This window comes from Streptomyces sp. NPDC087906, assembly GCF_055584925.1.
In genome coordinates this window covers 1-20,229 of record NZ_JBVJLC010000008.1, presented here as the reverse complement: position 1 = coordinate 20,229, position 20,229 = coordinate 1, and the positions used below count along the sequence as shown (strand labels likewise).

Genomic DNA, 20,229 nt, shown 5'->3' with positions numbered 1-20,229 from the left:
GGCGCACGGCGCGCGGAGATCGACTTTTTTGGGAGGCGGCGTGACAGCCATAGAGCAGACCGAGGCGGCACGCCCACGAGGGACGCGGCTGCCGCGCCGCGCCCGGCGCAACCAGCTCCTGGGCGCGGCCCAGGAAGTGTTCGTCGCGCAGGGCTACCACGCGGCGGCGATGGACGACATCGCCGACCGGGCGGGCGTCAGCAAGCCGGTCCTGTACCAGCACTTCCCCGGCAAGCTTGAGCTGTACCTGGCCCTGCTCGACCAGCACTGCGAGTCGCTGCTCCAGGCGGTCCGTACGGCACTGGCGTCGACGACCGACAACAAGCTGCGCGTCGAGGCGACGATGGACGCCTACTTCGCGTACGTCGAGGACGAGGGCGGCGCGTTCCGGCTGGTCTTCGAGTCCGACCTGACGAACGAGCCCGCGGTGCGCGAGCGCGTCGACCGCGTGGCGCTCCAGTGCGCCGAGGCGATCAGCGACGTCATCGCCTCCGACACCGCGCTGTCCAAGGAAGAGTCCATGCTGCTGGCCGTCGGCCTCGGCGGCGTGTCCCAGGTGGTGGCCCGCTACTGGCTGTCCAGCGAGTCCGCCATCCCCCGGGAGAGGGCCGTCGAGCTCCTCACCTCACTGGCCTGGCGCGGCATCGCCGGCTTCCCGCTGCACGGCAGCGAGCAGCACCCCGACAAGCCGTAGGGCTCCCGTCCGGACCGCGCCCGGCGACGCGTGTTCGCTGCCGGCGTTCACCGTGGCGTCCTGTGCGCGGTTCCGCCGGGCTAATGTGTGCTGCGTACCGCGCGGCTGGCCGCGCACCTGTGACCGTTCGGAGGGACATAGCCGTGGAGGTCAAGATCGGCGTGCAGCACGCACCCCGGGAGATCGTTCTGGAGAGCGGGCAGTCCGCCGAGGAGGTCGAGCGCGCCGTGGCCGACGCGCTGGCCGGCAAGGCGCAGTTGCTCAGTCTCACGGACGACAAGGGCCGCAGGGTCCTCGTACCGGCCGACCGGGTCGCGTACGTGGAGATCGGCGAGCCGACGACACGACGGGTCGGTTTCGGCACGCTGTAGTACCTGGCTCCTTGTCGTGACGGACATTCCGGCGACGGCCCGGCGGGACTTCCCGCCGGGCCGTCGCGCTGTCCGGGCCGCCGCGCTGTTACGGCGGGATCATTGCGCTGTCACGGGAGGGTTGCGTTCCGCGCACGCCGGGTAATGACGGGCTGACACACAAGACCGTCCACGCCGTGCCGACCGCACGCCACCCCCCGATGACGCGAGGTGATCAGCAGTGGTCCTGGAAACCCTCGGATCCGTCCTGCTCGGGCTTGTCCTGTCGCTGGCGGCCGCCGGGCTGCTCGCCCACCGGCTGCCCGCCCGCAGGACCGTGCTGGGCGCAGGTCCGCTCGGCGCCCTGTTCGGCGCTTTCGTGACGCACATGGCGCTCGGCCCCGGCCACGCGCCGGCGACGCTGCTGGGCGCCGCGATCGTCGGCGCCGTCATGATCTCGCTGCTGCTGCGCCCCTCGGGGCGGGCACTGCGCCGCGCCATGCCGTCGTGACCGCCATGCCGTCGTGACCGCCATCCATGCCGTCGTGACCGCCTGACGCGCCGTGCGCGCCTGACGTCGTACGGCGTCAGGCGCGATACGCCGGAGCGTCAGGCGGCGAGGCCGAGCGCCGCCATCCGCTTGGTGTGCGCCTCGGTGATCCGCGAGAACATCCGGCCCACCTCGGCCAGGTCGAACCCGTCGGCCACCCCGCCCACCAGCATGGTGGACAGCGCGTCCCGGTCCGCCACCACCCGCTGCGCCTGCGACAGCGCCTCGCCCATCAGCCGCCGCGCCCACAGCGCGAGCCGGCCGCCGACGCGCGGCTCCGCCTCGATCGCGGCGCGCACCTTCTCCACGGCGAAGTTGCCGTGCCCTGTGTCGTCCAGCACGGCGAGCACGAGCGCGCGGGTGTCCGTGTCGAGCCGGGCCGCGACCTCGCGGTAGAAGTCACTGGCGATGGAATCGCCGACATACGCCTTGACCAACCCTTCCAGCCAGTCCGAAGGCGCGGTCTGCCGGTGGAATTCGTCAAGGGCCTTGGCAAAGGGCTCCATCGCGCTGGTCGGTTCCACGTCGATCTCGCTGAGCCGTTCGTTGAGCTGCTCGAAGTGGTGGAATTCCGCGGCGGCCATTTTCGCGAGGGCGGCCTTGTCGGGCAGGGTCGGTGCGAGTTTGGCGTCCTCGGCGAGCCGCTCGAAGGCCGCGAGCTCGCCGTAGGCCAGCGCTCCCAGCAGATCCACGACGGCCGCGTGGTACTGCGGTTCCGAGGAAGCTGTGGCCCAGTCCTGGGCGGCGATCCCGGTGGGTGCCGGGGCTGCTGATTCGGGTGCGGTGGCGTTGTCGGGCGTCTCCATGGAGCGCACAATAGCCCGGCCGGCGCCCCTCGTAAGGGGCCGTCCGAACGCGCCCCGCACACTGCCCGCGCACCGCCCGCACACTGCCCCGTCGAATTCCACCGACACAGATGCGCGATTCCGGGGTACAGTGGTAATGCGCCTGCCGAGTATCCGGCGGGCGATCGCAGTGTTGAGCAGACAGTGTGAGGATGCCCGGTCGGTGGCCCGATCGGCTCCGCCCCGACCGCCCTCCGCGTGGACCGTGCGCACAGATGCGTACGACCTGCAGATGAGGGGCCCCCTCAGCGGCACGAGCGCTCGAGCGACGGCAGTGGTCCCGCGCCATCCGGCCAACCCACGGCCGGCCGAGTACCCAGGTGCGGTACGACCCCCAGCGTTCGCCTCGCGTCGCGTCTCACAGAAGAGGCAGCACCCTGACTACGACTTTCCGAGAGCTCGGAATCCTCCCCGAGACGGCCGAAGCACTAGAGGCCGTCGGCATCATGTCCGCGTTCCCCATCCAAGAGATGACCCTGCCGGTCGCGCTGTCCGGCAAGGATGTCATCGGGCAGGCCAAGACCGGCACGGGCAAGACCCTCGGTTTCGGCATCCCCCTGCTCGAATGCGTCACCGTCCCGGCAGACGTCGAGGCCGGCCGCGCCGTGCCCGAGAAGCTGACGAACGCGCCGCAGGCGCTCGTCGTCGTCCCCACCCGCGAGCTGTGCCAGCAGGTCACCAACGACCTGCTGACCGCCGGCAAGGTCCGCAACGTTCGGGTCCTCGCCATCTACGGCGGCCGGGCGTACGAGCCGCAGGTCGAAGCGCTCAAGAAGGGCGTCGACGTGATCGTCGGCACCCCCGGCCGGCTGCTCGACCTGGCGGGCCAGCGCAAGCTCGACCTGTCGCACGTGCGCTCGCTCGTGCTCGACGAGGCCGACGAGATGCTCGACCTGGGCTTCCTGCCCGACGTCGAGCGGATCATCCAGCTCCTGCCGGCCAAGCGCCAGACGATGCTCTTCTCCGCGACGATGCCGGGCGCCGTGATCGGTCTCGCCCGCCGCTACATGTCGCAGCCCACGCACATCAGCGCCACGTCGCCCGACGACGCCGGCGCGACCGTGGCCAACACCACGCAGCGCGTCTACCGCGCCCACTCCATGGACAAGCCTGAGATGGTCGCGCGGATCCTCCAGGCCGAAGGCCGCGGCCTCGCCATGATCTTCTGCCGTACGAAGCGCACGGCGGCCGACATCGCCGACCAGCTCGCCCAGCGCGGCTTCGCCTCGGGCGCCGTCCACGGCGACCTCGGCCAGGGCGCCAGGGAGCAGGCGCTGCGCGCCTTCCGCAACGGCAAGGTGGACGTGCTGGTCTGCACGGACGTCGCCGCTCGCGGCATCGACGTCGAAGGCGTGACGCACGTCATCAACTACCAGTCGCCGGAGGAGGAGAAGACCTACCTCCACCGCATCGGCCGCACCGGCCGCGCGGGCGCGTCGGGTATCGCCGTCACACTGGTCGACTGGGACGACATCCCCCGCTGGCAGCTCATCAACAAGGCGCTGGACCTGGGCTTCCCCGACCCGCCCGAGACGTACTCGACCTCGGCGCACCTCTTCGAGGAGCTGAACATCCCGGCCGGCACGCGGGGCGTCCTGCCGCGTACCGACCGGACCCGCGCCGGGCTCTCGGCCGAGCAGGTCGAGGACCTGGGCGAGACGGGCGGCCGTGGCCGCAAGTCCGCGGCGACGGCCACCCCCGTACGGGAGGAGCGCCCGGCCCGTACGCGCACCCCGCGCCAGCGCCGCCGCACCCGTGGCGGAGCGGCGGAGTCCGCTGCCGTGGCTCCTGTCACACCGGTCGCCGCTGTCGCGCCCGTCGCTGTCACCGAACCGGCCGACGAGCCGCAGTTCCAGATGGCGCCCCTGCCCGCTGTGGCAGAGCCCACCGAGCCGCGTACGCCGCGAAGGCGTCGGCGTACCCGCGCGAGCGCCGTCGCCGCCGAGACCGTGGCCGCCCCTGAGGTGGCGACGGCCGAGGTGGCGGCGCCCGAGCCCGTGATCGCCGAGCCGGCGGCGGAGGCGGAGGAGGCTGCGGTCAAGCCGCGCCGTCGCCGTACCCGCGCGGCGAAGCCCGCCGCCGAGGCCGTGGAGACGGCGGAGCCGACGGCGAGCGTGGCGGAAGCCCCGGCCGCTGAAGAGAAGCCCCGGCGCCGCACCCGGGTCGCGAAGCAGTCGGCCGAGTCCGCTGTGGCGGCCAAGGCGGTGCCCACCGAGGCACCGGTCTCCGAGGCACCGGCGGAGGCGCCGGCCGCCGAGGAGAAGCCCCGCCGCCGTAGCCGCGCCAAGAAGGCCGTGGCTGTCGAGACGGCCGAGTCCGTCCCGGCGCCCGCAGCCGCTCCGGAGGCCGGGGCCGAGACGGCTCCGACCGCGCCGAAGCAGCGCCGCCGCCGTGCCAGTACGGCAGCGGCGACGACGACCGAGAGCTGACCCCGCTTCGGCTCCACCCGTACCGCCCGACGGCCCGGCGCCCCCCGCGAGGGGTGCCGGGCCGTCGGTGTGCGCGGGAGCGGTACGCGGCGGTCGCGCTAGCCTCGTCCCATGAGCCGGCCGCCGACGTTCGTCCTGCCCCCCTGCGCACGCGCCCGCACCCTGACCACCGCCAGGGGCGACTTCGCCGCCCTGGAGGCCGCCCCCGAGGGGCCGCCGCGCGGAACCGTACTCCTGCTGCCCGGCTTCACCGGCAGCAAGGAGGACTTCACGACGATGCTGGAGCCGCTCACCCGCGCCGGCTACCGCGCGGTCGCCGTGGACGGCCGGGGGCAGTACGAGACGCCAGGACCCGACACGGAAGCGGCCTACGCGCAGGGCGAGCTGGCCGCCGACGTACTCGCGCAGACCGAGGCGATCGGCGCCCCGGTGCATCTGGTGGGGCACTCTATGGGCGGCCAGATCGCCCGCGTCGCCGCCCTGGCCGACCGCAGCGCGTTCCGCTCACTGACCCTGATGTGCTCGGGCCCCGCGCAGATCTCCCCGTCGCAGCAGCAGCGGGTGAAGCTCCTCCAGGACGTACTGCCCGTCATGACGATGGCGGAGGTCTGGGACGCCTTCCAGACGATGGAGCCGCCGGAGGAGGTCACCGCGCAGGACGGCGCGCTGATGCGGGAGCGCTGGCTGCGCAACAACCCGCTCCAGCTCGCGGTCACCAGCCGCCAGCTCGCGACCGAGCCGGACCGGGTGGCCGAACTGGCCGCGCTGCGGCCCCCGTTGCCCATGTACGTGCTGTCCGGCGAACGCGACGACACCTGGCCGGTGCCGCTGCTGGACGAGATGGCTCACCGGCTGCGGGCGCGCAGGACGGTGATCGAGGGTGCGGAGCACTCGCCGAACACGGACAGGCCGCTGGAGACTGCGGCGGCGCTGACGGACTTCTGGGACCTGTACGACTGAGCGCCGGCCCGCGTCCCCGTGACGTCAGTACTGCGACTGAAGATGCTGCCAAAACCCGTCCCGCAGGGCCCTGCGCAGCATGGAGTGGCCCCGTAGGGACCGCTGGAGCAGCCTCTCCGCCTCGATCAGCAGATCCTGGTCCACCGGGCCCGGCAGATACGGCAGGCCCGGCAGCAGCTCGCCCATCGCCTCCCGCCCCCGTTCGACCAGCCAGGTGGCCGCGATCTGCGCGCCGACGAACCGGACCTGGTCGCGTGAGGGCGGCGGGTCGCCCTCGTGCTCGTACGTGGTGACCGGCCGCCGGGTGACGTACGGCTTGCAGAATTCGAGGTCGAAGGTGCGCTGGCTGTCGACCTCCCAGAGCAGCGGCTCGGCCTGGTTGCGCCCGTCGGCGGCCTCGATGCCCCACAGGTGCACCCGCGCCCCGTACCCCTGCGCGGCCTCGACGGCCGACACCAGGTCCTCGTCCCCGCCGACGAGCGCGGCGTCACTGATGGCGCGGTGCCGGGCGAGCGATTCGAGATCCGTACGGATCAGGGAGTCGACGCCCTTCTGCTGGTTGTTGGCGTTGAGATTGCCGAGCCGCACCTTGACGTCGGGCAGCTCGGCGATGGACTGCTGCTCGGGGGTGTGGATACGGCGCCTGGCGCCGTCGTACCAGTAGACGCGCAGCAGCCTGCTGTCGGCGAAGATGATCCTGGCCTTGTCGATGAAGGCCTCGATGAGCCCCTCGGCATCAAGATCGAACGACCGCCGGTCCTCAGTGCCCGTTACAAGCAACCCGGCCGCAGCATAGACGTAACCGGCGTCGACGAAGATGGCATGCGTGGACGGAGTCTTCGCGACCTCGGCGAGCATCCTCTGGAGCAGTGCGTTGGTGCGCTCCAGCCGGGCGCCGATCTCGCTGGTCTCTGGATCGATCTCTGCCTCACTCATACGCCGTTCATTCTCCGTGGACGCCATCGTACCCGCCAGTAGTTAGCCGTCCGAAAAATTTCCTTAGCGTAGGGAATGTTTGCAGAGGGCAAGCCGTTGTGCAGTATGAAACCAACGACGGACATGCGCCGTCACCCGTAGTTCTCCAGCAGGAGGATCAGACGAAGGGAGAAGCCTTGCGCTTCGAAATCACGCGCCTCGACGACGTCGACGGGTCGCCCGTGGACAGCACCGTGGTAGACGCAGCCTCCGTCAATCGGATCGTGCAGCAGGCCGCAGCGATGGGCCAGCGCATCTACATCCGACCGGCCGAGCAGTCGGCCTCATAACTCTTAAGCACGTCGCCAGTACGAAGCGCCCCCGTACAGATTCACCCGTACGGGGGCGCAGCGCTGCCCGCGCCCGGTGGGGCGGTTACTTGTGCCAGAAGAGGTGGTGGGTCACTCCGCTCGGGCTGGGGACCACGTCCAGGTGGAAGCGGTCGCGCAGGTCGTCCGGGGAGTCCCAGAGGCGTACTCCTGTGCCGAGCTTCAGCGGCGAGACCGCCACGTGCAGGGTGTCGACCAGGTCGGCGTCGAGGAACTGGCGGATGGTGGTGGCTCCGCCGCCGAGTCGGACGTCCTTGCCCTGCGCCGCCTCCTTGGCCTGTTCGAGGATCGTGGCCGGGTCGCCTGCGACGAAGTGGAACGTGGTGTCGGACAGCGTGATCGATGGGCGCTCGTGGTGGGTCAGGACGAAGACCGGGGTGCGGAACGGAGGCTCGTCGCCCCACCAGCCCTGCCACTCGTGGTCCTGCCAGGGGCCGCGCTGGGGCCCGAACTTGTTGCGGCCCATGATCTCGGCGCCGATGTTGCGGGGGTAGTCCCGCGTGAGGTAGTCGTCCAGGCCGCGGCTCCCCCCGGGGTCGGTGCGCATGGGCCAGCTCGCCGTGGCGCCGGCCCAGGCGAACAGCTTCCCGGGATCGACATGCCCGAACGGCCGCTCCAGGGTCTGGTCCTCACCGGCGCCGATACCGTCGCTCGAGACGTTGAAGTTCTGGACTCTCAGCAACTGAGCCACGTGCTCCTCCTGGTGTGTCGACAACGATGGTGAGACCTGCCGGGGCGGCGAAACTCATCGTCGGTCCTGATTCGTGCATTCAACAACGAAGGAGAACGGCGTGGAGCCGGCAGAACTCCGCCGCGCGGTCGAGGCAGGACGGGCGACCGCTTCGGAGCTGGACCTTCAGGTCGACGACGCGATCGTCGTCCACAACTCGGACCGCGTCGCGCTGCGGCTGATCCCCTGCGATGTGCTGGCTCGGGTCGCGCCTTCGGGGCATCTGGCTGATTCGACGTTCGAGGTGGAGGTCGCCCGCCGTCTCACCGGCGTCGATGCTCCGGTCGGCGAGCTGGACCCTCGGGTCGAGCCCCGCGTGTACGCGCGTGACGGCTTCGCCATCTCGCTCTGGACCTACTACGCACCCGTGGCAGCAGACATCGCCCCGGCCGACTACGCGGACGTGTTCCTGCGACACCATGCCGCCCTGCGGCAAATCGATCTGGCGGCACCGCATTTCACCGATCGAGTCGCCATGGCGCTGAGAGAGGTGACCGACCGGGAGCGCTCCCCCGAGCTCGCCGATTCCGACCGGGCACTCCTCAGCGACACCCTCGGCGGACTGAGCGCCGCGATCAGCGTCGACACAGCCGGCGACCAGTTGCTGCACGGCGAACCGCATCCGGGCAACCTGCTGAACACGCGGCGAGGGCCGCTCTTCATCGACCTCGCCACGTGCTGCCGTGGGCCGGTCGAGTTCGACCTCGCCCACGCGCCCGAAGAGGTGGGAAAGCACTACGCGGGGGCCGACCTCGGCCTGATTCACCGGTGCCGCGCCCTGAACTGGGCGCTGTTCTCCGCCTGGCGCTGGCGAAGGGACGACCAGATGCCCGACCGGAGCCACTGGAGAGTGGAGGGGCTCAACCGGGTTCGTACCGCACTCGACCGCTGCGAACCGGGCTGAACCGGGTCGCCCTTCTCGGCTCAGCTCGTGCGGATCACCTGGGTGATGCCGTTGATGATCTGCTGCACCGCGATCGCCGACAGCATCATGCCCGCGAGTCTCGTCACCAGCACCACGCCGCCTTCCTTGATGACCCGGATGATCAGCAGCGAGTAGCGCATGGTCAGCCACAGCACCAGGTGCATGGCGACGATCGCCGCCCAGACGGATATCTGGGCCTGGGCGCCGTTCGCGTGCTGGACGGCGAGGATGACGGAGACGATGGCGCCGGGGCCCGCGAGCAGCGGCATGCCGAGGGGGACGAGGGCGACGTTCACGTCCTTCGTCTGCTTGGGCTCGTCGGTCTTGCCGGTCAGCAGGTCGAGCGCGATCAGCAGCAGGAGCAGGCCGCCGGCGATCATCAGGGCCGGGATGGAGACGTGCAGGTAGTCCAGGATCTGCTGGCCCAGGATGCCGAAGACGGTGATCACCCCGAAGGCGACCGCCGCCGCCTGCCAGGCCATGGCGCGCTGGATCTTGCCGGGGCGGCCCGAGGTGAGGGCGAGGAAGATCGGCGTGATGCCAGGGGGGTCCATGATCACGAAGAGGGTGAGGAAGAGGGAGCCGAACACGGCGAAGTCGAACACGGGGTGGCCTTGCGAGAGTTGGGGCGAGAGGTACGGGAGGGCGCGGGGCGCGCGGGACTGCGGCCGACCGCCGTGGCGTGCGCGTGCGCACGGTCCGGCGGCGGTACGTGGGTGGGGGTCAGCGTTACGCGGGTCCGCCCGCGCCCGGCACCGGGAAGGCGCCCGTGGCACGGCGGGTGATCTCGCCGTACACCTCCGGGTCGGTGGTGCACGCGCCGAGTTCCACGAACTTCCGGCTGCCGTGGTAGTCGCTGGAGCCGGTGGGCAGCAGGCCCAGCTCGGCGGCGAGTCCCCGGAGCCGGACCCGGGTCGGCTCGTCGTGGTCCGTGTGGTCGACCTCGATGCCGTCGAGCCCTGCCGCCGCGAGCCGGGCGATGGCTTCCTCCGGCACGACGGCGCCGCGCTTGACGGCCTGCGGGTGCGCGAAGACGGTGACGCCGCCTGCCGCCTTCACGAGCCGGATCGCGTCGAACGGATCGAGTTCGTGCTTCCCGGCGTACGCCCGGCCGCCGTCCGCGATCCACTCGGGCGTGAAGGCGTCGGAGACGGTCTCCACGACGCCCAGCTCGACCAGGGCGGTCGCGATGTGCGGCCGGCCCAGCGACGCGTCGCCCGCGATCCGCGCCACCTGCTCCCAGGTGATCGGAACGCCCAGCTCCTGGAGCCTGCCGACCATGGCCTTGGCGCGCGGCACGCGGTCGTCCCGTACCAGCTCGCGCTCACGGAGCAGTTCGGGCTCGGCGGGGTCGAAGAGATACGCGAGCATGTGCAGCCCGATGCCGTCGATACGGCACGACAGCTCGGCCCCGGTGACCAGCGTGAGCCCGGCGGGAAGCGCGGCGATCGCCGGCGCGTGCCCCCGGGTGGTGTCGTGATCGGTCAGCGCCACCACATCGAGCCCGCTCGCGGCGGCGTTGCGCACCAGCTCGGCGGGCGTGTCCGTACCGTCGGAAGCCCGGGAGTGGGTGTGCAGGTCGATACGCACGCGCGTGACTCCACTGGGCTCGAAGGGGCAGAAGGGGAACGCTCAGCAGGATAACGGCCCGCGCGGATCGTCGAGAACGCGGCAGGTCAGGGGGGTACGTGGGCGTCGGCGGCACCGTCGGCCCGGTCGGCGCGGATACCCGCCTCGGCGCGAGCCGGGCGCGGCCCGACGGCGCCGTGCCCGGGGGGCGCCGTGTCCCGGCGGCCCAGGTTGGTTGGTCAGGGTGACGGACAACACGATGGCGGCCGGACACGGCAGCGTGCGGCCCGGCGCTGCGGCGCCGTGTCCCTACGGCCCCGGGCTGGTGACCCGCGCCTCGGCGCGGGTCAGGTACGGGTCAGGCACGGCCGGATGGCCGGGGCCGGACTCCACCACCCATGCGGCCCGACGCCCCGGCAGGGCAGCGCGACCGGCAGGGCAGCGCGGCCGGCGCGGTGTGCCGGACCTTGGCGGCGGGAGCCGGGCAGCGCGCCTGTGCGTCGCGCCGGCCCCGCCGGGGCGGGGTCGGCTTACGACAGCAGCCTCGGCGTCAGCGCCCCGCACGGGAGTAGTTCCACCTCCGCGCCCGCGTCCCTGAGGTCCGTCAGGACCAGTTCGTCGTACATCAGCAGACCCGATTCGCCCGGCCAGACCACCGCCCACAGCCACAGGCCCAGCGCCTCGCCCGCGAAGACCGCGCGGTCCTCCGGGGCGGCCGGGACGTGCCACAGGGGGGTGGGGCGGCCCGCCGCCAGGAGTTTTGTGTGGGGCGGGAGGTCGACGCGGATGCTGGGGCCCGGGTCGGGGCCCTCGATCCCCGCGTAGCGGGCGCCGAGGCCCACCCCGATCTCCTCCGCGATCAGCAGCAGCTCGCCCACCCCGCCCAGCGGCCCGGGGCCCGAGCAGGCCACGGCCGTGGCCCGGCCGCCGCTGCGGTCGTCGCCCGCGTACGAGACGCCGGTGAACAGCCAGCCGACGGGCAGCGGCCACGGCATCCACACGGGGACCCGCGCCCGGTTCACCACCACGCCGAGCGCTTCGACGCTGGGCGGTATCACGGGCTGAAGCGGGTGCACGGTGCCATGGGTGTCGCATGTCCAGGTGTCGGCGAACAGACCGGGCGCCCTGACCCGGCCACCGCACTTCGGGCAACTGGGTTCACCCCTCATAGCGCCCCACGGTCCTCCCCGGCCGACGCCGCGTCAAGGACGATCACCGGCCTCGGATTCTCCCAGCGGTACGGCCCCGCGCAACGGGTCGCGCAGGTCCGTTCCGTGGGCCAGCCAGCGCTCCTGAAGCTCCTCGGCGCCCCTGACGCGCTTCCAGGCCGCCTCGTTGGGCGTCATCGGCAGCAGCGGCAGGAACCGTACGGGATCCAGCGGCGCCGGCAGCTCCAGATCCTCGACGAGACCGCCCGCCTCGCCGACCAGTACGGAGGTGAACGGGGCCTGCGGCCACAGCGGGGCGCCGAGGTCCAGCGACGCGCCCGGCGCCACGACCACCCCCTCGACCTGCGGTGAAGCGGCCAGTACCGCGAGCGGGCGCAGCACCTGGTCGGTGTCGGCGCGCCCGGCCCGCACCGTCAGGATCAGCTCGGCCCGCGGGCCCCGCTCCGGATCGGCGAGCACCGCCGCGGGGTCGGCCATCGGCTGCGCCGACATGCCGAGCGTCGCGTACCGCACCAGCGGCCCGCCCTCCCGTACGCCAGGGCCCCCTACGTCCGTGAATCTCAGGACCTCGATGCGCTCCGTCCCCAGAAACGTCACTGCGGCGCGCGCGTCCGGCTCCCCCAGCGCGGCCCGCAACCGCGCCTCGACCAGAGCAAGAATTTCTGCCATCCCGGGAGCATAGATCGCGTAGGGATGGGGCAAGAAGCAAGATTGGGCTCGGGTGGGCTGATAGTCTGGGCCGCCGGTCGGGACAGTACGCAGCAGCGTCGCTCTCCTTGTCCCGACGACACGTCATCCCCTACGGGGGACAGACCGGAGGAGGTGGGGCTGCGGTGGATCGAAGTCACCCGGCCAGTACCAGCCGCTCTTCCGCTTTTTTCGCCGCTCTGTGATCTGAGGGCCCCGCCCGCACAGGCTCGCGGCACGTCGCACGTCGGAAGAGCGCTTCGTCTCCGGCCCTCAGCCTGTGTTCTCGCCTGTCTGTAGCGAACGCCGTCACCGCGAACTCGCGGTGCCGCCCGCTTTGCGGACGTACGTACGCCTGCGTACGCGTCACGTCCTCGTTCCGGGCTGTGCCACGCCCTCGCCGACGGCCTCTCCGTGAAGGAGCCCGCCATGTCGATGATTCGTGACCTGCGCGCAGCGGTCCGCCCGTCCCTGCGCAAGAGCAGTGCCTCCTACGGCAAGTACGACACGTACGACGCGACCCGCGACCCCTCGGCGTCGAGCGCCGTCGTCGACTGCGCGGTCTACCGCGAGGGCCGCCGGCTCACCGCCGATCCGTGCGTCACGCCGCACGAGGCGATGCTGCGGGTGCGCGAGGGCGGCGAAGGGGGCTTCGCCTGGATCGGGCTGCACGAGCCGACCGAGGAGGAGTTCGCCGGGATCGCGGCGGAGTTCGGACTGCACCCGCTGGCCGTCGAGGACGCGGTGCACGCGCACCAGCGGCCGAAGCTTGAGCGGTACGACGACACCCTGTTCACCGTCTTCAAGACCATCCACTACGTGGAGCACACGGAGCTGACGTCGACCAGCGAGATCGTCGAGACCGGCGAGGTCATGTGCTTCACCGGGCGGGACTTCGTCATCACCGTCCGGCACGGCGGCAAGGGCTCGCTGCGCAATCTGCGCCACCGCCTCGAAGAGGACAGCGAACTGCTCGCCAAGGGCCCGTCCGCCGTGCTGCACTCCATCGCCGACCATGTCGTGGACGGCTACATCGCGGTGGCGGGCGCCGTGCAGGACGACATCGACGAGGTGGAGATCGAGGTCTTCTCCGCCCCGGCGAAGGGCAGCCCGCGCGGCTCGGACGCCGGGCGCATCTACCAGCTCAAGCGCGAGGTGCTGGAGTTCAAGCGGGCCGTCTCGCCGCTGCTGCGGCCGATGCAGTTGCTCAGCGAGCGGCCGATGCGGCTGGTCGACCCCGACATCCAGAAGTACTTCCGTGACGTCGCCGACCACCTCGCCCGGGTGCACGAGCAGGTCATCGGCTTCGACGAACTGCTCAACTCGATCCTCCAGGCCAATCTGGCGCAGGCGACGGTCGCGCAGAACGAGGACATGCGCAAGATCACGTCCTGGGCCGCCATCATCGCCGTACCGACGGCCGTGTGCGGCATCTACGGCATGAACTTCGACCACATGCCCGAGCTGCACTGGAAGTACGGCTACCCGATGGTGCTCGCCGCGATCATCGCGGCCTGTCTGGCGATCCATCACTCGCTGAAGCGCAACGGCTGGCTCTGACGCCGGACGGGCCCTGACCACGCCAGGCCGGCGTACGCCGGCACCGGTGCGAGACTGTGCGCATGACAGAACCGCTGCTCGGCCAGGCGCTCGTCGAGGAGGCCGGCAAGAAGTCCGGCGTCGTCTGGGTGCGAGGCTCAGGCCCCGACCGCGCGCTGTGGCACGTCTGGCACGAAGGGGCCGTCCTGCTCGTCGGCGACGGCCCCGGCGAACAACCGCTGCCGGGGCTCACCGACGGCGGCGCCGCCGAGGTGACCGTACGCAGCAAGGACAAGGGCGGCCGGCTCGTCGCCTGGACGGCGGCGGTCACGGAACTGGCGCCGCACTCCGACGCCTGGGAGACGGCCGTCGCCGAACTCAAGGGCAAGCGGCTGAACGCCCCGGACGGCGAGCTGATGACGGAGCGTTGGGCGCGCGAGTGCCGCGTACTGCGGCTGGAGCCGCGCGAGGTGAGCCGGGAGCTGCCCACCGGGTCGCTGGCCGCTACGCCCCTGCCGACCCCCGCCACGACGCGGGGACCGGTCCCGGCGTCCCTGGGCCGCCTGCTGCTCAAGCGCAAGCGCAAGCGCAAGGGCCCGCCCGCGAGCTAGCGCAGGGATGCCGGCCCAGGCACCCCAGCGCGAGGGCCCGCCCGCAAGCTAGTGCAGGGCCGCCGCGATACCGGGCCGGCCGCCCGAGTACGCCAGGCCCGGCGCCACCCAGGCGCGGGCTCACCGGCGACGCGCGCGTCCCTAGGCGCGCGTCCTTAGCCCTTCGCGCGCGGCAGTTGGCTCCCGTAGTCGACCGTCTGCCCCTTCGCCGGCGCCTCCAGCGCGAAGTCCCTGCCCCACTCCGACAGCGTCAGCGTGCCCGCGCCGCCCGCGCGTTCCAGTTGCAGCGGGTACGGGGTGCCTTCGAGGGACACGTCCAGCGAGCCGCCCTTGCCCTCGGCCGCGCTGACCTCGATCGCGCGTACGCCGCCGATCTTGTCCCGATCGCCCTTCGCCAGCTTGCCGTTGAGCGTGAGCAACCCGTCGAGCAGGACGTTCATGTCGGTGAAGCCGCGGAGCTGCTTGTACGAGGGGTCGTCCGCCGGGACCTTCACATACTTGTCGTCGAGCTTGTGCGCCGCCTCGGAGTCCGTGTCGCCGTCGGAGGAGGCGCCGCCCTTGCCGTCCGCCTTCCCCTGGCTCCAGAATCCGGCGTCGGCCTTCAGGAACAGCTCGTCCTCGACCCGCAGCAGTTCGAAGGTGCTGTTCTTCGAGGTGACCGAGCCCGTGCCGCCGGTCTTCTTGAGCCGCATGTTGAGCTTGTACGTCTCCCCCTGCGTGACCAGCGCGCCGGCCAGCCGGACCGCGCTCGCGCTCTCGACCGCCGTCTGCGCCTTGTGCTCGATCTCGGTGGCCGACAGTCTGCCGACGCCGTTGGTACCGGCGTCCGGATCCTCTCCGCCGCACGCCGTCACGGCCGTCGCGAGGCCCGCGCACAGTGCCACGGGCAGCACACCCCTGCGGACAGCTCTCAGGACGGTCCTGCGGGCGGTCCTGCGGGCGCGGTCGGACAATGGGAGAGCAGTCACGAACACATGCCTCTCATGCACGGGTGGGGGTGGCAGACCGCAGCGTACCCGGGCCGTCGGCGCCGCTCGACGCGGCGTCTTGACGGGGGATGTGCGAGGGCGCGACGAAGCGGTACGAGCTAGCCTGAACCCGTTCTCCCACCGGGAAGAACGGCATGAAGAGGCTTCAGGAAAGAGGAGGCGCGCGGTATGGCGGCAGGCGCCCCCAGGATCTTCGTCTCGCATCTCGCCGGGGTGGCGGTCTTCGACCCCAACGGCGATCAGGTGGGCCGCGTCCGCGACCTCGTGGCGATGCTGCGGATCGGCAACCGGCCGCCCCGGCTGCTCGGCCTGGTGGTCGAGGTGCTGAGCAGGCGGCGGATCTTCCTGCCCATGACCCGGGTCACCGGCGTCGAGTCGGGCCAGGTCATCACGACGGGCGTGGTCAACGTACGGCGCTTCGAACAGCGCCCCACCGAGCGGCTCGTGCTCGGCGAACTCCTCGACCGCCGGGTGCGGCTCGTGGAGAACGACGAGGAGGTGACCGTTCTCGACGTCGCCATCCAGCAGTTGCCCGCCCGGCGCGACTGGGAGATCGGCAAGGTCTTCGTCCGCAGGGGCAGGAAGGGCGGCGCGCTGCGGCGGCGCGGGGACACCGTCACCGTCGACTGGTCGGCCGTCACCGGCTTCTCGCTGGAGGAGGACGGGCAGGGCGCGGAGAACCTCGTCGCGACCTTCGAGCGGCTGCGCCCGGTCGAACTCGCCAACGTACTGCACCATCTGACACCCAAGCGGCGCGCCGAGGTGGCGGCGGCCCTGGACGACGACCGGCTCGCCGACGTCCTGGAGGAGCTGCCCGAGGACGACCAGGTGGAGATCCTGGGCAAGCTCAAGGAGGAGCGGGCCGCCGACGTGCTGGAGGCGATGGACCCGGACGACGCGGCCGACCTGCTCTCCGAGCTGCCGGAGGACGAGAAGGAGCGGCTGCTGACGCTGATGCAGCCGCACGACGCCGCCGACGTACGCCGGCTCATGTCGTACGAGGAGCGGACGGCCGGCGGTCTGATGACGACCGAGCCGATCATCCTGCGCCCCGACGCGACGGTGGCGGACGCGCTGGCACGGGTACGCCAGCAGGACCTGTCCCCCGCGCTGGCCGCGCAGGTGTACGTGTGCAGGCCGCCGGACGACACCCCGACGGGCAAGTACCTGGGCACGGTGCACTTCCAGCGGCTGCTGCGGGATCCGCCGTTCACGCTCGTCAGCTCGATCGTGGACAGCGACCTGCCGCCGCTGGCCCCCGACACCCCGCTGCCCGCGATCACCAGCCACCTCGCCGCGTACAACATGGTTTCCGCGCCCGTCGTGGACGCGGGCGGCTCGCTGCTCGGCGCCGTCACCGTCGACGACGTACTGGACCACCTGCTGCCCGACGACTGGCGGGAGACCGGCTTCCGCGGTCTGGAGGGGGTGGCCCGTGGCGAGTGAGCGGGCGGAGAAGGACACCGGCCGGGAGCGCGCGAAGAGCGGCGGCCCGCGGATCCGGCTCGACCAGCCCCGGCCGCAGCGCCGCAGGCTGCTGCCCGACTACGACCCGGAGGCGTTCGGCCGGCTCTCCGAGCGCGTCGCCCGCTTCCTCGGCACGGGCCGGTTCATCGTATGGATGACCCTGATCATCATCCTGTGGGTGATCTGGAACATCGCCGCCCCCCGGGCCCTGCGCTTCGACCAGTACCCGTTCATCTTCCTGACCCTGGCGCTGTCCCTCCAGGCGTCCTACGCGGCCCCGCTGATCCTGCTCGCGCAGAACAGGCAGGACGACAGGGACAGGGTCACCCAGGAGCAGGAGCGCAAGCAGAACGAGCGCTCCATCTCCGACACCGAATACCTGACGAGGGAGATCGCGGCCCTCCGCATGGGCCTCGGCGAGGTCGCCACCCGCGACTGGATCCGCTCGGAGCTGCAGGACATGGTGCGAGACATGAACGACCAACGCCCGCAGCGTCCACCACAGCAGCGTCCACCGCGACACCCCGAGGGCCGGTCCGGGCAGCAGGGCGGCGACGAGGACCACGGGGAGTAGCCGAGTCGCGGAGAGGCGGAGAGGCGGCGGAGACGGCGCGCAGGGGGCGCGGATCACCCGCTTGGAGCCAAGCGCCGGAGAGCCGGGACCCTACGCGTCGGTGGATCGTACGTACGGGGTGTGGTTCGCGGTTGAGGGCCGGGTGACGGGCGGCCAGCGCTTCCCGTTCTCCGGATCGCCGCTCCAGATGTGCTGCTGCTCCGGCGTACGGGTCATGCCGTATTCGTACACGCTCGGCGCGCCGGATCTCTCCCACTCCTCCCATGCCGCTTCCAGTTCGGTGGCGAGCCGGCGAGGGCCGCCCTGGTACGCCACGGCCGGACCTCCTGCCTCGGGGCAGACGATCGTCGCCCAGGAGGAGCGGCCGTCGTGTGTCCACGCGGTCACGCCCCCTTCGCCGCCGTCGGCCTCCGTACGGATCCGTACGTCAGGCAGGACGACCCGGAGCGCGAAGAGCAGGTTGGCGTCGCGGTGGAGAGGCGCGGGGTCTCGGGCGAACGGCCCCTCGGTATCGGGGGATTCGCTGCCACGGACCTCATCCCAGGGCTGTCCCTGGTCAACCCCGCGCGCGGGCATGAACGTCGCCAGACCCTGCATCCAGCCGCTTGCCGACCGGCCGTCGTCGGCGACGGTGAGCGCGACGTGGCCCAGCCGGCCCCAGGGGGTGACGATCCGGCCGCCGGGTCGTGTCTGCTCCACCCAGGCCCAGGGGACCAGATCAACCGCGTAGGTGCACATCACCCGGTCGAAGCGTCCAGCCGCGGGAGCCCCCAGGGCACCGTCACCGGTCATCACATCGACGTTGACGTCCAGCGCGCCGAGGTTCTCTGCCGCGGTCGCTGCCAACCGGGGGTCGAATTCGACGGTGGTGACCCGCCCGCCGGGCCCGGCCCTGCGCGCCATCAGCAGGGCGTTGCGGCCCGTTGCCGAGCCCAGTTCCAGTACGTTCTGGCCTGGCTCCAGCATCAGGGAGTCGAGCATGTCGGCGACGACGGCCTCGCAGCTCAGGCTCGATGTGGGCAAGCCGTCCGTCACCTGGATGACGGCCGAGTCGTAGGGGCCGCCGTAGACGAGTCCCGCCCACCTGTCGGGGTCCCTGGCGCGGTCCACGGGAACGTAGGAGTCTCCGTCCCATGACCACAGCCGCTCCGGGGCGAGCAGATGCCGAGGGTGGGACTCCATGGCCCGGCGGATCCACGGGGAGTCCGGCTGCCACAGGCCCTTGTCCGCCATGGCGCTCGCCAGGAGCGCCTGGAGTTGGGAGAGTTGGAGCGGCTTGCCCTGACCCGGGTCCCGATCAAACTTACGGTGGTCACTCATAGTCACTCCCCCTCGCCGGTGCGGTGCACGGGTCCAGTGTGCTGCGTCTGCGGTCCGGCGCACGCCGGTCGAAAGCGCCCCAGCCGCCGCCCCGACCTGCCCAGGGCCCCGGTCACGACCCGGGGCAGGACCCTGGTCAGGGGCGTGAGGAAGCAGACCGTTGACGGCTTTCGTTCGGGGGTGCGTGGCGCCGTACCATCTCGGTATGGCTACCGACACGTACGGAACCACCCTCCCGGCGGAAGACGCGGTGCGCGACGCGCTGGCGACGGTGAACGACCCCGAGATCCACCGGCCGATCACCGATCTCGGCATGGTCAAATCGGTGGACATCGGTGCGGACGGTGCGGTGGCTGTCACGGTCTATCTCACGGTGTCCGGCTGCCCGATGCGCGACACCATCACCAGCAACGTCACCGAGGCGGTGAGCCGGGTCCCCGGGGTCACCGGGGTCGAGGTGACACTGGACGTGATGGGGGACGAGCAGCGCAAGGAGCTGGCGGCCTCGCTGCGCGGCGGTACGCCCGAGCGTGAGGTGCCCTTCGCACAGCCGGGCTCGCTGACCCGGGTCTACGCGGTGGCCTCGGGCAAGGGCGGCGTCGGCAAGTCGTCCGTCACGGTCAACCTGGCGGCGGCGATGGCCGCGGACGGGCTGAAGGTCGGTGTGGTCGACGCCGACATCTACGGGCACAGCGTGCCCCGGATGCTGGGGGTCGACGGCCGGCCCACCCAGGTCGAGAACATGATCATGCCGCCGTCGGCGCACGGCGTGAAGGTCATCTCCATCGGGATGTTCACCCCGGGCAACGCGCCGGTGGTGTGGCGCGGGCCGATGCTGCACCGGGCGCTCCAGCAGTTCCTCGCCGACGTGTACTGGGGCGATCTGGACGTGCTGCTGCTCGACCTGCCGCCGGGCACCGGCGACATCGCGATCTCGGTGGCGCAGCTCGTGCCGAACGCGGAGATCCTGGTCGTCACGACCCCGCAGCAGGCGGCGGCCGAGGTCGCCGAGCGGGCGGGCTCCATCGCCGTGCAGACCCACCAGAAGATCGTCGGCGTGGTCGAGAACATGTCGGGGCTGCCGTGCCCGCACTGCGACGAGATGATCGACGTGTTCGGTACGGGCGGCGGCGCCGCGGTCGCCGAGGGCCTGACGAAGACGACCGGTGCCACGGTGCCGGTGCTCGGCGGTATCCCCATCGACGTACGGCTGCGCGAGGGCGGCGACGAGGGCAAGCCGGTCGTGCTGTCCGACCCTGACTCGCCGGCGGGGCAGGCGCTGCGCGGCATCGCCGCCAAGCTGAGCGCCCGTCAGCGCGGCCTGTCGGGCATGTCGCTGGGGATCACCCCGCGCAACAAGTTCTGAGGACGGCGAACGGGTGGGGGGGGGGGGGGGGGTGGGCGGCCCCCCCCCCCCCCCCCCGCGGGGGGGGGGGGGGGGCGCGCCCGCCCCCCCCCCCCCCCGCGCCCCCCCCGCCCCCCCCCCCCGCCCCCCCCGCGGGGGAGGCCCCGCAACC

The 20,229-nt window shown here is 71.7% G+C and carries 21 protein-coding genes; 12 read left to right on the top strand and 9 right to left on the bottom strand.

The window, feature by feature from the left end:
- The first annotated feature begins 40 nt into the window (after window positions 1–40).
- The 3 genes from ACZ63I_RS23225 (at window position 41) to ACZ63I_RS23215 (ending at window position 1,555) form a co-directional block, all read left to right on the top strand.
- On the top strand, window positions 41–694 hold the full coding sequence (locus tag ACZ63I_RS23225) for a TetR/AcrR family transcriptional regulator (RefSeq protein WP_469340907.1): 654 nt from the start codon (window positions 41–43) through the stop codon (window positions 692–694).
- A gap of 143 nt (window positions 695–837) precedes the next feature.
- A complete protein-coding gene (locus ACZ63I_RS23220) occupies window positions 838–1,065 on the top strand; it encodes a DUF3107 domain-containing protein (protein WP_469340906.1) in 228 nt (75 codons plus the stop codon).
- A 220-nt stretch (window positions 1,066–1,285) separates the two neighbouring features.
- Window positions 1,286–1,555 (top strand): hypothetical protein, encoded by a 270-nt coding sequence (locus ACZ63I_RS23215; protein WP_469340905.1) that lies wholly within the window; start codon window positions 1,286–1,288, stop codon window positions 1,553–1,555.
- Between the two features lie 98 nt (window positions 1,556–1,653).
- Here the strand turns inward: ACZ63I_RS23215 and ACZ63I_RS23210 are convergent, their stop codons facing one another.
- Entirely contained in the window at window positions 1,654–2,400 is a 747-nt protein-coding gene (locus tag ACZ63I_RS23210) for a ferritin-like fold-containing protein (protein ID WP_469340904.1), read from the bottom strand.
- 509 nt (window positions 2,401–2,909) lie between these two features.
- Here ACZ63I_RS23210 and ACZ63I_RS23205 point away from each other — a divergent pair.
- Both ACZ63I_RS23205 and ACZ63I_RS23200 read left to right on the top strand, forming a co-directional pair.
- Window positions 2,910–4,868, top strand: a complete 1,959-nt coding sequence (locus ACZ63I_RS23205; RefSeq protein ID WP_469340903.1) for a DEAD/DEAH box helicase — start codon at window positions 2,910–2,912, stop codon at window positions 4,866–4,868.
- Between the two features lie 111 nt (window positions 4,869–4,979).
- The gene (locus ACZ63I_RS23200) at window positions 4,980–5,828 is read left to right on the top strand and encodes an alpha/beta fold hydrolase (protein ID WP_469340902.1); all 849 of its coding nucleotides are present in this window, start codon (window positions 4,980–4,982) and stop codon (window positions 5,826–5,828) included.
- Window positions 5,829–5,852: 24 nt separating this feature from the next.
- Here ACZ63I_RS23200 and ACZ63I_RS23195 read toward each other — a convergent pair whose 3' ends face one another.
- Window positions 5,853–6,764 (bottom strand): NYN domain-containing protein, encoded by a 912-nt coding sequence (locus ACZ63I_RS23195; protein WP_469340901.1) that lies wholly within the window; start codon window positions 6,762–6,764, stop codon window positions 5,853–5,855.
- Window positions 6,765–6,862: 98 nt separating this feature from the next.
- Between ACZ63I_RS23195 and ACZ63I_RS23190 the strand changes: the two genes are divergently transcribed.
- Window positions 6,863–7,093, top strand: a complete 231-nt coding sequence (locus ACZ63I_RS23190; protein WP_469341133.1) for a hypothetical protein — start codon at window positions 6,863–6,865, stop codon at window positions 7,091–7,093.
- An 85-nt stretch (window positions 7,094–7,178) separates the two neighbouring features.
- Here the strand turns inward: ACZ63I_RS23190 and ACZ63I_RS23185 are convergent, their stop codons facing one another.
- Window positions 7,179–7,823, bottom strand: coding sequence for a dihydrofolate reductase family protein (locus tag ACZ63I_RS23185; RefSeq protein WP_469340900.1), 645 nt, complete (start codon window positions 7,821–7,823; stop codon window positions 7,179–7,181).
- Between the two features lie 100 nt (window positions 7,824–7,923).
- Here ACZ63I_RS23185 and ACZ63I_RS23180 point away from each other — a divergent pair, with 100 nt between their 5' ends.
- Window positions 7,924–8,766 carry a phosphotransferase gene (locus ACZ63I_RS23180; RefSeq protein ID WP_469340899.1) on the top strand — a complete coding sequence of 281 codons (843 nt, stop codon included), beginning with the start codon at window positions 7,924–7,926 and terminating at the stop codon, window positions 8,764–8,766.
- A 20-nt stretch (window positions 8,767–8,786) separates the two neighbouring features.
- Here ACZ63I_RS23180 and ACZ63I_RS23175 read toward each other — a convergent pair whose 3' ends face one another.
- From ACZ63I_RS23175 to ACZ63I_RS23160, 4 genes are all read right to left on the bottom strand, one after another.
- Window positions 8,787–9,392 carry a MarC family protein gene (locus ACZ63I_RS23175; protein WP_469340898.1) on the bottom strand — a complete coding sequence of 202 codons (606 nt, stop codon included), beginning with the start codon at window positions 9,390–9,392 and terminating at the stop codon, window positions 8,787–8,789.
- A gap of 124 nt (window positions 9,393–9,516) precedes the next feature.
- Window positions 9,517–10,377 (bottom strand): PHP domain-containing protein, encoded by an 861-nt coding sequence (locus tag ACZ63I_RS23170; protein WP_469340897.1) that lies wholly within the window; start codon window positions 10,375–10,377, stop codon window positions 9,517–9,519.
- Between the two features lie 509 nt (window positions 10,378–10,886).
- Window positions 10,887–11,525 (bottom strand): DUF6758 family protein, encoded by a 639-nt coding sequence (locus tag ACZ63I_RS23165; protein WP_469340896.1) that lies wholly within the window; start codon window positions 11,523–11,525, stop codon window positions 10,887–10,889.
- A 33-nt stretch (window positions 11,526–11,558) separates the two neighbouring features.
- Window positions 11,559–12,194 carry a suppressor of fused domain protein gene (locus ACZ63I_RS23160; RefSeq protein ID WP_469340895.1) on the bottom strand — a complete coding sequence of 212 codons (636 nt, stop codon included), beginning with the start codon at window positions 12,192–12,194 and terminating at the stop codon, window positions 11,559–11,561.
- A gap of 447 nt (window positions 12,195–12,641) precedes the next feature.
- Here ACZ63I_RS23160 and ACZ63I_RS23155 point away from each other — a divergent pair, with 447 nt between their 5' ends.
- Both ACZ63I_RS23155 and ACZ63I_RS23150 read left to right on the top strand, forming a co-directional pair.
- Complete coding sequence (locus tag ACZ63I_RS23155; protein ID WP_469340894.1) at window positions 12,642–13,772, top strand: magnesium and cobalt transport protein CorA; 1,131 nt, start codon at window positions 12,642–12,644, stop codon at window positions 13,770–13,772.
- Between the two features lie 62 nt (window positions 13,773–13,834).
- The gene (locus tag ACZ63I_RS23150; RefSeq protein ID WP_469340893.1) at window positions 13,835–14,362 is read left to right on the top strand and encodes a hypothetical protein; all 528 of its coding nucleotides are present in this window, start codon (window positions 13,835–13,837) and stop codon (window positions 14,360–14,362) included.
- A 155-nt stretch (window positions 14,363–14,517) separates the two neighbouring features.
- On the opposite strand, the gene ACZ63I_RS23145 is transcribed toward ACZ63I_RS23150, so the two are convergent.
- On the bottom strand, window positions 14,518–15,330 hold the full coding sequence (locus ACZ63I_RS23145; RefSeq protein ID WP_469340892.1) for a hypothetical protein: 813 nt from the start codon (window positions 15,328–15,330) through the stop codon (window positions 14,518–14,520).
- 189 nt (window positions 15,331–15,519) lie between these two features.
- On the opposite strand from ACZ63I_RS23145, the gene ACZ63I_RS23140 reads away from it, so the two are divergent.
- Window positions 15,520–16,797 (top strand): magnesium transporter MgtE N-terminal domain-containing protein, encoded by a 1,278-nt coding sequence (locus ACZ63I_RS23140; RefSeq protein ID WP_041984786.1) that lies wholly within the window; start codon window positions 15,520–15,522, stop codon window positions 16,795–16,797.
- The gene (locus ACZ63I_RS23135; protein ID WP_469340891.1) at window positions 16,787–17,392 is read left to right on the top strand and encodes a DUF1003 domain-containing protein; all 606 of its coding nucleotides are present in this window, start codon (window positions 16,787–16,789) and stop codon (window positions 17,390–17,392) included. The genes ACZ63I_RS23140 and ACZ63I_RS23135 overlap by 11 nt, the downstream gene beginning before the upstream one ends.
- 90 nt (window positions 17,393–17,482) lie before the next feature.
- Here ACZ63I_RS23135 and ACZ63I_RS23130 read toward each other — a convergent pair whose 3' ends face one another.
- Window positions 17,483–18,712, bottom strand: coding sequence for a methyltransferase domain-containing protein (locus ACZ63I_RS23130; protein ID WP_469340890.1), 1,230 nt, complete (start codon window positions 18,710–18,712; stop codon window positions 17,483–17,485).
- Between the two features lie 205 nt (window positions 18,713–18,917).
- Between ACZ63I_RS23130 and ACZ63I_RS23125 the strand changes: the two genes are divergently transcribed.
- Window positions 18,918–20,078, top strand: a complete 1,161-nt coding sequence (locus ACZ63I_RS23125; protein ID WP_469340889.1) for an Mrp/NBP35 family ATP-binding protein — start codon at window positions 18,918–18,920, stop codon at window positions 20,076–20,078.
- Window positions 20,079–20,229: the final 151 nt, after the last annotated feature.

Excerpts from the sequence above, each read along its gene's own strand:
- ACZ63I_RS23210 (WP_469340904.1), bottom strand. The coding sequence starts at position 2,400 with ATGGAGACGCCCGACAACGCCACCGCACCCGAATCAGCAGCCCCGGCA.
- ACZ63I_RS23195 (WP_469340901.1), bottom strand. The coding sequence starts at position 6,764 with ATGAGTGAGGCAGAGATCGATCCAGAGACCAGCGAGATCGGCGCCCGG.
- ACZ63I_RS23140 (WP_041984786.1), top strand. The coding sequence starts at position 15,520 with ATGGCGGCAGGCGCCCCCAGGATCTTCGTCTCGCATCTCGCCGGGGTG.
- ACZ63I_RS23155 (WP_469340894.1), top strand. The coding sequence starts at position 12,642 with ATGTCGATGATTCGTGACCTGCGCGCAGCGGTCCGCCCGTCCCTGCGC.
- ACZ63I_RS23125 (WP_469340889.1), top strand. The coding sequence starts at position 18,918 with ATGGCTACCGACACGTACGGAACCACCCTCCCGGCGGAAGACGCGGTG.
- ACZ63I_RS23205 (WP_469340903.1), top strand. The coding sequence starts at position 2,910 with ATGACCCTGCCGGTCGCGCTGTCCGGCAAGGATGTCATCGGGCAGGCC.
- ACZ63I_RS23130 (WP_469340890.1), bottom strand. The coding sequence starts at position 18,712 with ATGAGTGACCACCGTAAGTTTGATCGGGACCCGGGTCAGGGCAAGCCG.
- ACZ63I_RS23200 (WP_469340902.1), top strand. The coding sequence starts at position 4,980 with ATGAGCCGGCCGCCGACGTTCGTCCTGCCCCCCTGCGCACGCGCCCGC.
- ACZ63I_RS23160 (WP_469340895.1), bottom strand. The coding sequence starts at position 12,194 with ATGGCAGAAATTCTTGCTCTGGTCGAGGCGCGGTTGCGGGCCGCGCTG.
- ACZ63I_RS23150 (WP_469340893.1), top strand. The coding sequence starts at position 13,835 with ATGACAGAACCGCTGCTCGGCCAGGCGCTCGTCGAGGAGGCCGGCAAG.
- ACZ63I_RS23165 (WP_469340896.1), bottom strand. The coding sequence starts at position 11,525 with ATGAGGGGTGAACCCAGTTGCCCGAAGTGCGGTGGCCGGGTCAGGGCG.